The sequence below is a fragment of the Micromonospora sp. NPDC051196 genome, assembly GCF_040682415.1.
Lineage (GTDB): Bacteria > Actinomycetota > Actinomycetes > Mycobacteriales > Micromonosporaceae > Micromonospora.
On sequence record NZ_JBFBAY010000019.1, the window covers coordinates 65,930 to 79,730 of the forward strand.

Sequence of the window (13,801 nt, forward strand, 5' to 3'; positions counted from 1 at the left end):
CGGACAGGGCTCGTCCTGGGTCGGCTCGCCCATAGGCAAGCACGACCGACACCTGAGTCGTCGAGACGACCCACAGTGGAGTCGTGCTGCCCGGGAGTAGCCCGGTGAGTGCCGCCTGTTCCTCAGCTGCTCAGAACGGTCCGATCGCGATCATGCGGTCGACGGTGGCGCGCCTCCACTGGTCACGCGCGTGCTGTGCGCTTCGTGAACCGCGAACCACAGCACGGCTCTGTCCGCACCGGCGGACCTCCCATCGCCGCCACATCATCGGCGTGGCAGACCCCGCCGCTGTCGGCATGTTCGGTCAGCAGGTGAGTGAGTCGGTCCGCAACGGTGTTCTTGCCGGCCGCAGTCAGCCTCGTGACGATCACAAGTTCGGGCACAGGCCCAGCTTCACCCTCCGTCAGGACTGGGCCCAACGGTGGGGACACGGCTCCGCCGCTGCCCAGTGCGCGATGCGCGGCAGCAGTCAGCTACCCCTCCCCTGCCCCGCGGCCGCCGGGGCCGTCAAGCAGGGTGCTGTCCCTGTGGCTGGTCGCGTGTCTGATGTCGTGCAGGATGCTGCAGACGCTGTCCCAGTTGAACGGCCCGTCTGGCGTCGTCGGCCGGAGAGCGTCGGTGGCGGTGAAACGAACACCGGCGTGGGCGAGCAGGTCGATGTTGCGGTGGAAGGCGGGGTGGGCGGCGAGGACGGCTTTGGCGTACGGGGACACGATGATCGGCGTGCCGGCTCCCAGGGCTTCGTTGAGGATGCCCAATGCGGCGGTGTTGTTGATGCCGGCGGCCCATTGGTTGATGGTGTTGAAGGTGGCGGGTGCGACCACGACCGCGTCGGCTCGCGGCAATGATTTCGGTTGCTGCGGGCCGCGGGGCTCGGTCTTGACGGGGTGACCCGTGGCCTGCGCTAGCGACGCCGGGTCCATCCAGGCCGTCGCCGCCTCGGTCATCGCGGCATGGACGTCCCAGCCGGTCGCGCGGAGTCGTTCGGCCAGTTCGGTTACCTTGGCGGCCGGCGGCGCGGCGCACACGACGAGGAGGGCGACCGGGTCGGCTTCGGTCATGAGTCCGGTACTCCTGCTCGGCCGGCAAGAGCTCGCAGGCCAGGGGTGTGGCGAGGGCGTTCCCGCCGGAGCAGTTTCGTGATGAGGCCTGTGGCCGTGGCGTTGAGCCTGATCGCCTCGGGGGCGAGGCGCTCGTACTCGAGAAGCTGGAGCATCGCCTGTGGGTCTGAGTCGCGGGTGGCGCTGTGTGCTGCGGCAAGGTCGAGGTGTACCTGGGCGCGTCGGCTGGTCAGCGCCCTTGGCAGCGGTGAGGTATCAAGCTGATCGGCGGTACGGATCGCACGCTGGTTGTCCTGGAGTGCGACCGCGACGGAGATTCGGTGTAGCTGGACGTTGGTCGGGCCGAAGGCTGTCCACAACTCGTTGCTGTTGCGGCCGAGTCGATCGGCGGCGGATTCGGCGGCTTTCAGGTACGCCCACGCGTTGCGGGGGGTGGTGCCACGTGCTGCCGCCACTGCGGCGTGCAGCAGAAGCGCCCCGTAGGCCGAGAGGTAGGCGGGTGTGCGATGCAGCTTGTGACGTGCGACGGTGTCAGCGGCGGTTACTGCCACCTCTTCGGCTGCGGTGGGACGTCCCTGTTTGGCGAGCGCGCATGCAGTCTGGTAGGCGCCAATGGCTGTCAGCGCCGGGTCGTTGGCAATGAGGGCGAAGCAGCGGGACCGGTCGGCGGTTGTCCAGGCCAGTTCTCCGTCGCCGAGTTTGGCGGCGAGCTTCGAGGCCAGCAGGTACACACCGCTGACAGCTCGGGCCTTCCTCGTCACGTCCCCGGTTTGAGACTGCTCCGCGAACAGCGACTCGGCCCCGCCGATCAGCCTGGGTAATTGGCGCAGGTCGCTGTACTGGGCGCTCTGGTAGGCGAGGTTGCCATGGCGAAGCATGCCTTCCAGCTGATGGACCGACAGGACGATGTGACGCTGCTCGTGGCCGAGGACAGCCTCGCGCAGCCACGCACGCCAGTCGCTGGGAGTTCCCACGGCGTCGAGCCCCTGATCGGCATGCGGCGGCTCCGGCTCGTGCTGGTTTTCGGTCGGGTGAAGGTCGACTGTCGGCCGGATTGAGTCCGCGGCGGTAAGGCTGTTGGTGTCGAGGCCTGTCCCGGACGCGCCATCTCCGGCTCTCATCGACCTGTTCGAGCGGGGAGCTTGGTCATCCACAACGAGGCCGATGAAAGGTGTTCGTCGTGGGTTGTAGAGGTCGAGTTCGGCATCGGTGGCGGCGTTGAGGACAGTTCAGCTCGGGACAGGCACTGTCCAGGCCGCCGCGGCGATGGAAGCTGCGCGCGTCTGCCGGCAAGGAGGGTGTTGGGCGTGATCGACGTCTCCGGATGACGAGGCACTGCCACCTTCCCCGAACAGACCAGGACTGCATTCGTGCAGGAGCACACGTGCGCTCGGCATGCCCAAGCTATAGCAGTCTGCGCACCATGCCATTCGCTGGCACCAGCGTCGTGGCGAACATGCTCGCGGTCAAGCAGATCCAGGTGATGTCGCCGTACTGGCTCGCGCCGCCCATGAGCTGGCGTCGTTCGTTGGGTATCGAGTCGGGTCGCATGGCCGACGTCGCTCGACGCAAGTGAGCCGCCCGCGGACAGTCAGATCTGCCGCGGGCCGCTCGCTACGTACCGTCGCGGTTGCCGGCTACGGTAACCGCTGAAGTTGACACTATCGGAAACAGGTTTGTTCTGGAAACCTATTGGCATGACTGCTGATTCGCTACCCGCCAGCAGCGATCCCCGCCAGCTGCTGTCGGAGGTGCGCGCCCTCGCCCGCCGGGTGCGTTTTGACCAGCGGGTGACCTGGGTTGCGCTGCTGGTGTTGGCCGCGGTGACGTTCGTGGCGATCCCGATCGACTGGTACTCCCTCCGAGCCGACTGTGGATCCGCAAGCGCGTGGGTCACGGACGTGAACGACGGCTCCGGGTGCCACGTCCGGCGTGCGGGCGCGATGTTCTATTGGCCGCTGGCGCTGCTGCTGGCGTACACGGCGATCGCCGTTTACGCCGTGCGGGTCGCCCGGTCGCGGGGGCTGGGCGTCCGGGTGCTTCCGTACGTGATCACCGGCGTCGCGCTGACCGTCCTGTTCACCGTTTTGTGGCTGCTGGCGCGCCTGTACCTGGCCGGCCCGGCGCCCACCCAACCGCTCCCTTCCTGGTTGATGCTGCTGGACCGTCTGGTCGCACCGGCGGGCGCGATCGGGGTCGCGCTGCTGGTGCTGGCCTGGTTGGAGCGCCACGTCTCGCTGCTGGTGTTCACCCTCGGGTATCTGGCGGTGGTGCTGGTGCCGATCAACGTCTTCTGGCACCCCGACTGGGGGTACGCGGGAATTCTGGGAGAGTTCCTGCCGCCGCAGATCGTCAACGGCGCCGTGCTGCTGCTGGGCGCGGTCGGCTTCGCGGTGGCCCGCCGGCGGCACCGATGACCGCCGCGAGCGGGGCCCTGGACCCGTGCGCACCGTCCGCCCACCCGGTCAACGGCCTGGACGACGTGGTGCACCAGCGGGTCCGGCTGGGCATCCTCACCATCGCGCACGAGGCCCGCCGGGTCGAGTTCGGCTACCTGCGCACCCAGCTGGAACTGACCGGCGGCAACCTCTCCAAGCACCTCAGCGTGCTCGAAGAGGCCGGTCTGATCGAGATCGAGAAGGGGTACGAGGGCCGACGCGGCCGTACCTGGATCACGCTCACCGCTGCCGGCAGCACTGCGCTCGCCGACGAGATCGGGCGGCTGAAGCTGCTCATTGCGCGGGTTGAGACCACCGACACCGCGGAGGGCCGATGACCAGCGCACTGACCCGTCGGCGCCTGCTCGCAGCCGCGCTCGCGACCGGCGTCGCCGTGCCGCTCGGCGACCGCAGCCGGGCGGCGCCGGCCCCGCCCGGCCCGACACGGATCACGCTGCCCCCACCCACCGGGCCGCACCGTGTCGGCACCGTGTCGCTGCACCTCGTCGACGGATCCCGCCCGGATCCGGTCGCCGGCGCCGGGCATCATCGCGAGCTGATGGCCAGCGTCTGGTATCCCGCCGTCGGAAACGTCCGGCGTCATCCGGTGGTGCCGTGGATGCCCGCCGCGCCGCTGCGTGCGCTGCTCGTGTCCGCCGGGTTCGACGCTGGTGCCGCGGCGGCGCCCCGCACGGCCGGCCACGAGGGCGCTGCGGCGCTCCGGGCACCCGCACGGCTGCCCGTGATCGTGTTCTCCCACGGCAACGACGGTCACCGTGCCGAGGCCACCATCGTGGTCCAGGAACTCGCCAGTCACGGCTACGTCGTGGTCACAGTGGATCACACGTACGACGCGTTCAGCGTTTTCCCCGACGGCCGGCTCACCGTCCCCGAGGATCTGTCGTTCACGCCATGGGACCACGCCCGCGACATCCGGTTCGTCCTCGACTGTATCGAGGACCTGGCCGCCGGCCGCAACCCCGACGTCGGGGGGCGTCCGCTGCCGGCCAGCCTGGGCGCCGCGTTTGACCTGCGTCGCATTGGCATGTTCGGCTGGTCGAAGGGCGCGACCGCGACCGCCCTCGTCATGAACCAGGACCGGCGCGTACGGGCCGGGCTCGGCTTCGACGGCCCGATGCAGTCGGTGCCACCAGTCGCTGAGATCGACCGGCCGTTCATGCTGATGACCGCGGAGTTCACCCGGGCCGCCAAGCCGAGCATCGCGCAGTTCTGGTCGAACCTGCACGGATGGCGGCTCAACGTGCAGGCGGACGGCGCGGCGCACTCGTCGTACTGCGACAACCAGTGGCTGATCCCGCAACTGGCGAGGATCATCGGGATGAGCGACGAGGACCTCGCCGGCTGGATCGGCACCCTCGACCCGGCCCGGGCGGTGCGGATCCAGCAGGCGTACCCGCTCGCGTTCTTCGACCTGCACCTACGCCATCAGCGGCAGCACCTGCTCGAAGGCCCGAACCCGGCCTTCCCGGAAGTGCAATTCATCTTCTAACACGCTTCGAACGCCTTGATCGGGTACACACATCCGGCTCCCCTCTGTGTCAAGACAGCATTCGGGAGGCACGCTATATCCTGGGTGTCGGCGGGTCCGGGAAGTGACTTCTCCGAAGAGCCGGCTTGGGGATGCGAGCCGGTCGCGCTGGAGCCAGTAGTCGTTCCCTTTTGTCCTCCCGGACCCGCTGCCATGGTGACGGGTGTCGTCAATCATGGTTCCCCGTAGACGATGTCGGGCAGGCGTCGTTGCAGCGCCCGCATCGCCTCCATCGAGGTGAGCGCAAATTGCTCCTGGGCCAGCGCGAGGGATGCCGCGGTATCAGGAGCGGGCTCGGCTCATCTCGACGTCGATGCGCCGTTGCTCAGCATCGCGGAGCTTCAGGTAGTGCTCCGCCCTGGCCTGGTTACCGACCTTGCCGGCCGCTTCCGCGGCGGCCTGTAACACCACCAGGGGCAGTCCGGGAACGTGGCGTGCCTGCCTGTCCGCCTCGGTGAACACCACATCGGCCAACTCGGCGTCTGCGGAGCCGGCCAAGAGAAACAGCTCCTCGACGTACATCCGACCCAGGCCCACCGCCGTCCAGCCGGCCACGCCATCCAGGGCTCGGCGACACGCACGCAGCGCCTCCCACGCGGCACGGTGGCCGCCGGCCTGACGTTCCAACTGGGCCAGGGACTGCCACGCCGAAGCGGAGTCCCAGGGATTGTCGGCGAACGCGATGCTTTCCCGCTGCGCCTTGGCCGCCTCAGCGAAAGCTCCCAAATCGGCTAACTGGTATCGAAGCTGACTCAGTGTGCTCTTGTCTCGCTGGCGACCGGCTGCCCAGCGGTCAAGCCACCGGCGGGCTAGTTCACCGTCTCCCACCAGTTTGGCCCGCTGCACCCACCGAAGCGGGTCCTCGGCGGCCGGATCGGCCGGGAAACGTGACCGCTCCCGTTGCGCCCATTCCGCCAGGTCCTCCTCGGACACGTGCGGCCCGCCGTCTTCGTCCAGTAGGCGCTCCAGCACATCGTTCCGGTCGGCATGCGCGCTGTCGCGCACGAAACCGACGGTGGCCTGCACTCCGGCAGCAAACAGGTGCTCACTGTCGTAGCCACACCAAGCGTCGAAGTTGGCCCGCTTTATCTCCCAGTGCAGCCACACATCCTCCACGCGTCGATGCTCCGCGAGCAGGAAGCCGACCAACTCGGTCTCTTCACTCAGTCCCTGGAACGGCGCCTCGCGTCGGCACAACGCCTCCTGCTCGGCCAACCACCGCACCAGCGGGAGATCCTCTGCCCGCCGGTCGTACTGCAACGCCCACAACACCGCCGCCCGCCGCGCCGCATGACCGTCGCAGTCATAGCCATCGGCCCCCGTGACCCGTTCATAGCGCAGCTCCCGCCACACGACCGAGGAGCCCCGCATCCGCTCCAGCTCACGCCGCGCATCCTCCATCACCGGCCAAAGATCGCACCACGAGCGGCCTCTTGTCACGCTGGCGCCAACCGCTGTCGAGCGAGTGCACTCTCTTGCCGCGAGGCGCGTGGTGCAAGGTGCCGCGGACGTCCAGGATGTGCTTACCTGACCGGCGGGGATGAGGCCAGCGCACTGCTCGACGCCAGCTACGGACGTATGGCCGGGGCTCGCAGGATCGTGTTGCTCGACTCCCGACGGCCCTGAACACCCCGCAGCTGCCCCGCAGCTCAGCCGAAGGTACCGACGACAGTGGCCACCGGCGCCATGCTCTGCATGGTAGGACCGGCTCTTGTCACCCTGATCGTCGTTGATCCCCGCATCTGACCGCCGGTCGTGCGCGGCCACACCCAACCGCAGCGGCGGTCAGCGCACCTGGGCCTGTCGAGCGTCGTGCCCGAGCGGATCGGCATCAGGTGTGACGACGGTGGCGGGATCGGACGGTTCGATGAGGACTTCGACGGGGCCCGCCAGGACAGCGACCCGTCCGGTCGGACCCTGGTCACGGATCACTCTGACCTGCTCGGCAGCGACGGTCAGGCTTACCCGTACCGTCGCCGCACCGCCAGGCACGACCAGCCCACCGCCTGCATCCCCCACCGCCCTCCCTACCCCTACCGCATCGACCCTGTCCTCGGATCCAGGCGCAGGCATGCCCGAGGGCATCTCCAGTGCCGGGCCCACCTCGGGGTCTGTGGCATGTCCGTGAATGATGAAGAAGCCGAGTTCGGCGTCGGTGCTCTTACCGAGAACCTCCCGCAACGCCGTGCGGCAATGCTCATAGGGCCACCGGTGCTCACCGCGTTCCAACTTGCCCACATAGCGGGCGTCGACAGCGACCCGACGGCCCGAGCGCCGATAGGCGTACGCGTTGACCGCATCCGCCAACTCCTGACGCGACATCGGCCGCCCCGAACCCGACGGAGACCACTGCGCCAACCGCGCCACGCGCAGCAGATTGTTCGGCCCCGGTCGATAACCCACAATGAATCCCGTCTCCTGGTCTGTCTACTGGCGTCAGCTGGCTGGCAGTGGAGCGAGGGATGTGTGCGGTGGGCCTTCGGACCGAATCGGCAAGCCCACCGCCGTAGGCCAGCGGCTGGGAGTAGGTCGCCGGTCACCCGCCCCCGCAGCCGTGCTGGCGGTACGTGAACGGGGAGTCATCCGTGCGGTCGACGGAGTGCCCGGCACCGCGCTTTGCCGGTGCGTCGGGTCGCAGTCCGGCTTGCCGCCGTGGGGCACGTCCATCTGACTCTCCCTGGCGTGACATTTCCGCTGGCCCGCCGGCGCGACATGGGGGTCAGGACGTCCTGGGCCGGTGCGCCGACGTGTTCCTGAGGTCCACGATCGCTGATGGCATTGGCCGGGGGTAGGCCCAGCGTGGTGGGCCGCGGTGGGCCTCACCGGGTCTGGCCTGGGTCGATGCGAAGCGAGCAGGCGGTCCGTCAGTACGGGAGCTGGTTCAGAGGATGTGCCAGCGGCGGAGGTCCGCCCCGTCGTCAACGAGGCCCGCGATCCGGTGGTGCACTTCGTCGGCCGCTTCGGTCCCAGGTCGGGACTTTCGGGCGTTGGTCGCGATCATCTGCAGCTCACGGAGCTGGCACAGTTCCTCGAACTGTGGCCAGGCTGTGGCATCCCAGCCGTAGGCGGCGGTGAAGGCGGCGAAGGCTCCCGGGCCGGGCGGGTCGAAGCGGCGGCAGTGGACAGCGATGGTGGCGATGTCCCACTCCCGGGGTCCGAAAGCGGCGCCGTCCCAGTCGGAAAGGACGGGCCTGCCGTCGAAGCGCCGCAGTGCGTTGCGGACTTGCGGGTCGGACTGGATCAGGCTCGCACCGTGGGGAAACCGCATCGTTTCCCAGCCGGTGGCCAGCGTTTCGAGCCGGCCCAGCAGCAGATCCTGTTCCTTGTCGTTCAGGATTTCCGAACGGGCGACGGACCGCTCGATGCTGTGGATCGGTCGCAGCACGGGCAGCGGCACTGGCGGAGCCGGCAGGGCGTGCAGATCTCGGAGAAGCGTGCCGAGTTCGGAGACGGTGATGGGGTTGTCGTGTGCCGGGTCCAGACGCTGCCAGACCGTGACGGCGTGCCCGCCAGCCAGGACGGGCTGGGACAGCCCTGGGTGAAGGCCCACCGTGGGGAAGTCTTGGGCCACCAGCCAGCCGACCACGGCCACCATCGCGCGCACCTGCTCCAGGTCCTGGTCGCCGGGGGCGATCTTGACGACCACGTCACCGACTGCGTAGACGGCGTTGGTGTGGTGTCGCAGCAGCATCGCGTTCGCGTCGGGGTAGCCGAGGAGACGGCATACCTCGGCGAGCACCGGCCGGGTGCGCGCCTCGACGAACATGGAGCTCCTAGGGACCAAGTGCGGCTGTGGTCCCAAGCCTACGGGCGCGCTCGCGGCACGCCCGCACATAGTCGGTCAACATGGCGGCCTCGCCCCGCTGGCCCTTGTCAGGGATCGCGGTGACCACGTCGGTGGCCCTGTTCAGGATGATCTCCGTCCGCTGCGTCTCGGGCAGGTCCGCGACCGCATCACGCGCGGTCACCGCCGCTTCGCTCGCCCGCCGGTCCTGCGCGAGGCACATCGACCGGTCCAGGGCGATGAGCGCCGCATCGATCGGTACGGCCGGAGCAGCGCCGTAGAGCCGCAACGCCTCGTCCTGAACCCGGTACGCCTCACCCGTGTCACCGAGCCAGGTGTACGCGCCGGAGAGGTAGAACAACAGCCGCTTCGCCGGAAACCTGAAGGCGACGTCGGTGTCCTCATCGCCAGCCTGATCGAACAGCCGACGCGCCTGGTCGATGCCCGACTGTGCCTGCTCGATGGCACCGATTCGGGCCAGGGCACGCGCCCGCCCTGCGGCGGCCAGGGCGCCCGGCGACGATGCGATCGATGTGACGGCCAGAGCCGCATCAGCCAGGGCCACGGCCTGGGTCGGGTCCCCGAAGTAGTACGGCAGCATCGCCGCTTGGGCCCGCACCAGTACCCGAAGCCGAACCTGCCCGCTGTCGTCCGCCGCGTGGATCGCCGTGCCGTACCACCGTCGAGCCTCGGCCACCTCCCCGAGCCTCATCAACGCATCGGCACACATCGTCGCCAGCACCGCCGCCACCCCTGACAGCCGGGCCTGGACCGCCGCCGGCTGCCGCCGCAGCGACAGCACCTGAACCTCCCGACAGTCGGCAGCCAACAACGACAGCATGACCTGGGGCGACGCCGAGGGATACACCGTCATGTGTTCGCTGGCGGACTCTTCGATCAACTCAAGTTGCCGAGGAGCGACACTCGCCGACGCCAGGGCCTCATCCATGCCCAGCCGAAGGCTCGCCAGGCTGTTGACCGCCACACTGGCAAGCGATCGGTCCGCTCCACCCTCCGCCACCCGAGGACCGGGGTCATGAGACACATCAGCGTCTTCGTCTCGGCCGAGACCCATAGCCAGACGCGGAATGTTCAGACCAGCGGCGATCCGTTCCAACACCTCGTAGGCCGTGACCTGCCGAACGCCCTTGGCTATCTCAGCAGCCCGGTTGGGCGAGACACCGACCAGAGCGGCGATCCTGCCGTACGACATGCCTCGCGCGTGCAGGAAGCGGAAGACGGCAGTGACATCGCGCCGCCGCAGAAACTCACCGATCGGGCGGCCGTTCCAACGTCCCGAGCTCCACCACTCGGGATCCACCTGCGCGGCCACGATCACCCCCGATCGAACGACGATCACTGCCAGCACAGCGCACCCGCGTCGCTACATCAAGTCAATGGCGGCTAGCCCACCGGAAACCACCCCAGAGTCGGCGCATGCAGCAGCATCCGGAACACCCACGATGGGGCCTCACCATGTCTCGGCAAGGGGGCCTTGCCCAACGCCGCTCGCCTCACCGGGTTCGCCAGCACCGGGCAGACGCCCCGGAGGGCTGACGTCGCGCGAGCCCTGCTTCTTCTCCGCATCGAAGATGGATTCACGAGCAGCGGCGTGACCCAAAGTACTGAGATCCGTACCCCACACGAAGGGCAGTCTTTACAAGATCCGGGGCGGTTCGACCGGCACGACAGCGGCGACCGTTTCATCCTGCCCGCTGAGATAGACGACCTGCCCCTCACGAACACTCCGCGGCAGCTCAGGCAGCAAGGCCGAGGAGACCGGGAGGTCACCCGGCGTGGCGTAGGTCCGCACCGGGTGCCCTCATGCCGCCAGCGTAGGGATTGTGCGGCGGCGCGGTGATGCCGACCCCAGGCAAGGATGGTCTCGCCACGCTGCCCCTACACCGAGAGCAGGGCCTCCTTGTTGGAGGTGATGAACTCCGTCAGCCCTCCCGGCTTGAGATCCACCGCAGACAGCATGTCGATCGTCACTCGGTCCAGCAGGTAGCCACCACGCGACGGATCATCGAACTCCGGCCCGGTACGAGCGTCCTCCCGCAGCTCAAGTAGCCGGCAAACGAAGAAGTGCTGCACGGAAACGCCCTCACCAGCCGGGGCTGTGAACAGGAACACTTGGGTAAACCGGTCGGCCTCGGCACCGAGCTCCTCGTGCAACTCCCGGCGAAGCGCAGCCTCCAGGGAGACATCCGTCGACTCCACGCCACCACCCGGCGTCGTCCAGTACGGCGCCTGGCCGGGCTTGATTCGCTTGATCAGCACGAGGCGATCGTCCTCGTCCAGAAGAATGGCTCGCACCGACCTACGCACGATCCGACACAACCATCCCCTACCGACAGCCGACGGGATGCACTGGCGGCAGCGCACCCGTTTGAACTTCGAGTCTGACCGCCAGCGTCGCACCCCGTCCCACCGACGCACGTCCGGGCCAACGGCTCCCGAGCACCCGGCGAGCGACCATCCACCACCGGGTGTACGCGAAAAGGAATCGTGTCCGGGCTATCCGTGGGTTTAGCGACCACGATCCCACCTCGGCTTCAGTCGTTGCGTACGGTGAGGTCGAGGGCGGCGACGGCCAGCCGGGTGAGGTCAGGGAGTTGGTCTTCGTCGAGGGTGATGCCGCGCAGGTTGTCCAGCGGCGTCTTGAGCCCGTGGAGGCGGCTGCCCCGCAGGTCGGTCCCGTCGAGCTGGCAGGAGTCCAATTCCAGACCGGCAAGATCGCATGATCGCAGTGCGATGCGCGGTAGTCGGCAGGAAGACCACGCGCCGTTGGTGAGAGTGCAGTCGGTGAAGGCGACCGAACCGGCGGCGGTGACCCGTTGGAGGGTGGCGTAGTCGAAGCGGCAGCCGTCGAACAGGACGTCCTTGAGGCGTACGTCGGTGAACCTGGTGCCAGTGAACCGGGAGCCGGTGACCGCGCACCGTTCGATGGTGATGCCGGTCAGGGTCGCGCCGGAGAAGTCGGTGCGGGTGATATCGCAGCCGTAGAGGCTGCCGGTTTCCCAGGTGCTCTCGCTCAGGTCTACGCCGGTGATCAGGCTGCTGCGGATGCTGACGTCCTCAAGGTGCGAGCCGCGCCACCCTGCGCCTTCGACGAGGGCCTCGGTGAGGCGGTCGGCGAGGTCCATGGTGGTGTCGAGGTCATCCGGTTCGAGGTCCGGCAGCAGGACCTTCACGTCGCCGATCGTGGTGGTGCGCATGTGTCCTCAACCTGTGTGGGCGCGGGGTGGGCACGCCACCCCGCGCGTCTCGTGGTGCGGGCTACTTCTTCTTGTTCCAGTTATCCCAGCCGGGTCGGCTGTCGAACTTCCCTCGGTTGTCCCAGGCGGGGCGATTGTCGAACTTCGCCGCGTCGATCGACGCTACCGACCGCTGCGGCTCGACGCCGAGGCGGGCGAGTTGCTCAGGTGCGGCGTTGACGAGGACCGCGAGAGCGTTGGTCATGGTGCTACTCCTTGAGGGGTGAGGTGGTCCGCGGCGGCGCGGACGAGGGCCTGTCGGGTGGTCCGGCAGTAGGTCGTTTCTCGGGCGGTGAAGGTCGCGTGCTCGAAGTAGCGGTTGCCGGCCTGGGCTCCACGGCAGAAGTCGTAGAAGGCGCAGAGGTCGGCGCAGTCGTTGAGGGCCGTGACGAACTCGGCGACATAGTCCAGGTCACCGGCGGCGGCAAGCATGTCGGTGATGGGTTTATGGAGGACGTTGCCGACGATGAAGTCGCCGTATCGCGGCTCGGTGATACCGAGCAGCTCCGGTGACAGCAGCACCACCCGCCCGTCCCAAGAGACGGTCGGAATCGGCTCGTACGGCGCGTGGTCGACGTGTCCGGCGCGGGTGGCGGCAAGGTAGTCGGCCAGCCGGTCCACGTCGCGGATCCGCAGCGGGTTGCCGCCGACGCGACGTGCGATGAGGTGCTGCCAGAATCGGTACGCGGCATCCTCCGACACCGGTGCCCGGTCGGCGCCCTCCTGCTCTTCGATGTTGAAGCCCACCGACTCGCAGCCGGGCAGGCCGGTGAAGAAGTCGACGAGGGCGTCCGCGTGGTCGATGGTTTCCGGTGTGACCACACAGATCACCGAGTACGGCAGCCCTGCGTCGGCCAGGGTCTGCATGCCGCGCAGGGTGCGGGCATCGGTCGGCTTGCCGGCACGGTCGAGGCGGTTGCGGTTCAACGCGCCCGGTCCGTCGATGCTGACCCCGACCTCGAATCCGTAAGCGGTGAACAGCTCACACCACCCCCGGTTGATCAGCGTCGCGTTCGTCTGGATCTCGTGACGCACCATGCCCGCGCGCCGCAGCTCCTCAAACGGGGCCAAGAGATCCCGGAACAGCCCGATGGGTGTGGCAGTGGGCTCGCCCCCGTGCCACACGACACTCACCGGATGACCGCTGTTCTGCTGGGCGATCGACTCGGCGCAGGCCTGCGCGACCGCGCCGCTCATCAGGCGGCGGGATCTCCGGTCGGGCAGGTAGCAGTAGGTGCAGTCGAGGTTGCAGAAGCTCGTTGGCTGCACGACCAGGGTGTGGAAGCTGCCGGCGACCGCCGGCTGGCCGGTGGCGTTGATGAGGCCGATGCCGTTCACGAGGTGGCCCCCTCGATGCTGACGGCCGTGGTGGTACTGACGCGGTAGGCGTGGGTGTGGCGGGCGGGCCAGCCGAGGAACCGGTCGAACATGTCGGCGGCGCTGCCCGTGACGCTCGGGTTGAGCCGGTGCAGGTCGTCGATCGCGTCGTGCAGGCAGCCGGCCAGGTAGAGGAACAGACTCACCGGCACTTCTCGATACTCGGCCAGGAACGCGAGCTTCGCTGCACCGCAGGGCCACGGCTGCCCGCATCGGTGGCACGGCCACAGCGGGCGCATCGGCAGATGGTCCACCTCGGCGGGCGCGAGCCGGCTCGCCGCGAGACGGCGCTGCTGGCCAGTCACCGGCGACCACCCTCGCGGGCCGGCTGCGCG

General features: G+C 68.4%; 15 protein-coding genes. 4 read left to right on the forward strand and 11 right to left on the reverse strand.

Annotated elements, in window-relative coordinates:
- Positions 1–473 precede the first annotated feature (473 nt).
- Complete coding sequence (locus AB0M35_RS25985) at positions 474–1,061, reverse strand: flavoprotein (protein WP_363748555.1); 588 nt, start codon at positions 1,059–1,061, stop codon at positions 474–476.
- On the reverse strand, positions 1,058–2,182 hold the full coding sequence (locus tag AB0M35_RS25990) for a hypothetical protein (protein WP_363748557.1): 1,125 nt from the start codon (positions 2,180–2,182) through the stop codon (positions 1,058–1,060). The genes AB0M35_RS25985 and AB0M35_RS25990 overlap by 4 nt, the downstream gene beginning before the upstream one ends.
- A gap of 302 nt (positions 2,183–2,484) precedes the next feature.
- On the opposite strand from AB0M35_RS25990, the gene AB0M35_RS25995 reads away from it, so the two are divergent.
- From AB0M35_RS25995 to AB0M35_RS26010, 4 genes are all read left to right on the forward strand, one after another.
- Positions 2,485–2,637 (forward strand): hypothetical protein, encoded by a 153-nt coding sequence (locus AB0M35_RS25995; RefSeq protein WP_363748558.1) that lies wholly within the window; start codon positions 2,485–2,487, stop codon positions 2,635–2,637.
- A 121-nt stretch (positions 2,638–2,758) separates the two neighbouring features.
- A complete protein-coding gene (locus tag AB0M35_RS26000) occupies positions 2,759–3,478 on the forward strand; it encodes a hypothetical protein (protein ID WP_363748559.1) in 720 nt (239 codons plus the stop codon).
- Positions 3,475–3,837 (forward strand): transcriptional regulator, encoded by a 363-nt coding sequence (locus AB0M35_RS26005; protein ID WP_363748560.1) that lies wholly within the window; start codon positions 3,475–3,477, stop codon positions 3,835–3,837. The genes AB0M35_RS26000 and AB0M35_RS26005 overlap by 4 nt, the downstream gene beginning before the upstream one ends.
- A complete protein-coding gene (locus tag AB0M35_RS26010; RefSeq protein ID WP_363748561.1) occupies positions 3,834–5,009 on the forward strand; it encodes an acetylhydrolase in 1,176 nt (391 codons plus the stop codon). The genes AB0M35_RS26005 and AB0M35_RS26010 overlap by 4 nt, the downstream gene beginning before the upstream one ends.
- Before the next feature lie 321 nt (positions 5,010–5,330).
- Here AB0M35_RS26010 and AB0M35_RS26015 read toward each other — a convergent pair whose 3' ends face one another.
- The 9 genes from AB0M35_RS26015 to AB0M35_RS26055 form a co-directional block, all read right to left on the reverse strand.
- Positions 5,331–6,449, reverse strand: a complete 1,119-nt coding sequence (locus tag AB0M35_RS26015; protein WP_363748563.1) for a hypothetical protein — start codon at positions 6,447–6,449, stop codon at positions 5,331–5,333.
- A gap of 384 nt (positions 6,450–6,833) precedes the next feature.
- On the reverse strand, positions 6,834–7,370 hold the full coding sequence (locus tag AB0M35_RS26020; protein ID WP_363748564.1) for a hypothetical protein: 537 nt from the start codon (positions 7,368–7,370) through the stop codon (positions 6,834–6,836).
- 559 nt (positions 7,371–7,929) lie between these two features.
- Complete coding sequence (locus AB0M35_RS26025) at positions 7,930–8,814, reverse strand: phosphotransferase (RefSeq protein ID WP_363748565.1); 885 nt, start codon at positions 8,812–8,814, stop codon at positions 7,930–7,932.
- Positions 8,815–8,821: 7 nt separating this feature from the next.
- The gene (locus AB0M35_RS26030; protein WP_363748576.1) at positions 8,822–10,171 is read right to left on the reverse strand and encodes a helix-turn-helix transcriptional regulator; all 1,350 of its coding nucleotides are present in this window, start codon (positions 10,169–10,171) and stop codon (positions 8,822–8,824) included.
- A 560-nt stretch (positions 10,172–10,731) separates the two neighbouring features.
- Positions 10,732–11,172 (reverse strand): NUDIX domain-containing protein, encoded by a 441-nt coding sequence (locus tag AB0M35_RS26035; protein ID WP_363748566.1) that lies wholly within the window; start codon positions 11,170–11,172, stop codon positions 10,732–10,734.
- A 215-nt stretch (positions 11,173–11,387) separates the two neighbouring features.
- Positions 11,388–12,050 (reverse strand): pentapeptide repeat-containing protein, encoded by a 663-nt coding sequence (locus AB0M35_RS26040; protein ID WP_363748568.1) that lies wholly within the window; start codon positions 12,048–12,050, stop codon positions 11,388–11,390.
- 61 nt (positions 12,051–12,111) lie between these two features.
- Positions 12,112–12,294 (reverse strand): multiple cyclophane-containing RiPP AmcA, encoded by a 183-nt coding sequence (amcA, locus tag AB0M35_RS26045; RefSeq protein WP_363748569.1) that lies wholly within the window; start codon positions 12,292–12,294, stop codon positions 12,112–12,114.
- The gene (amcB, locus tag AB0M35_RS26050) at positions 12,291–13,427 is read right to left on the reverse strand and encodes a cyclophane-forming radical SAM peptide maturase AmcB (protein WP_363748570.1); all 1,137 of its coding nucleotides are present in this window, start codon (positions 13,425–13,427) and stop codon (positions 12,291–12,293) included. The genes amcA and amcB overlap by 4 nt, the downstream gene beginning before the upstream one ends.
- A complete protein-coding gene (locus AB0M35_RS26055; RefSeq protein WP_363748578.1) occupies positions 13,424–13,771 on the reverse strand; it encodes a hypothetical protein in 348 nt (115 codons plus the stop codon). The genes amcB and AB0M35_RS26055 overlap by 4 nt, the downstream gene beginning before the upstream one ends.
- Positions 13,772–13,801 lie beyond the last annotated feature (30 nt).

What these genes read in the sequence shown, in the direction of transcription:
- AB0M35_RS26025 (WP_363748565.1), bottom strand. Translation starts at nt 8,814, where the DNA reads ATGTTCGTCGAGGCGCGCACCCGGCCGGTGCTCGCCGAGGTATGCCGT.
- AB0M35_RS26020 (WP_363748564.1), bottom strand. Translation starts at nt 7,370, where the DNA reads ATGTCGCGTCAGGAGTTGGCGGATGCGGTCAACGCGTACGCCTATCGG.
- AB0M35_RS26040 (WP_363748568.1), bottom strand. Translation starts at nt 12,050, where the DNA reads ATGCGCACCACCACGATCGGCGACGTGAAGGTCCTGCTGCCGGACCTC.
- AB0M35_RS26015 (WP_363748563.1), bottom strand. Translation starts at nt 6,449, where the DNA reads ATGGAGGATGCGCGGCGTGAGCTGGAGCGGATGCGGGGCTCCTCGGTC.
- AB0M35_RS26000 (WP_363748559.1), top strand. Translation starts at nt 2,759, where the DNA reads ATGACTGCTGATTCGCTACCCGCCAGCAGCGATCCCCGCCAGCTGCTG.
- AB0M35_RS25990 (WP_363748557.1), bottom strand. Translation starts at nt 2,182, where the DNA reads ATGAGAGCCGGAGATGGCGCGTCCGGGACAGGCCTCGACACCAACAGC.
- AB0M35_RS26005 (WP_363748560.1), top strand. Translation starts at nt 3,475, where the DNA reads ATGACCGCCGCGAGCGGGGCCCTGGACCCGTGCGCACCGTCCGCCCAC.
- AB0M35_RS25995 (WP_363748558.1), top strand. Translation starts at nt 2,485, where the DNA reads ATGCCATTCGCTGGCACCAGCGTCGTGGCGAACATGCTCGCGGTCAAG.
- AB0M35_RS26010 (WP_363748561.1), top strand. Translation starts at nt 3,834, where the DNA reads ATGACCAGCGCACTGACCCGTCGGCGCCTGCTCGCAGCCGCGCTCGCG.
- amcA (WP_363748569.1), bottom strand. Translation starts at nt 12,294, where the DNA reads ATGACCAACGCTCTCGCGGTCCTCGTCAACGCCGCACCTGAGCAACTC.
- AB0M35_RS25985 (WP_363748555.1), bottom strand. Translation starts at nt 1,061, where the DNA reads ATGACCGAAGCCGACCCGGTCGCCCTCCTCGTCGTGTGCGCCGCGCCG.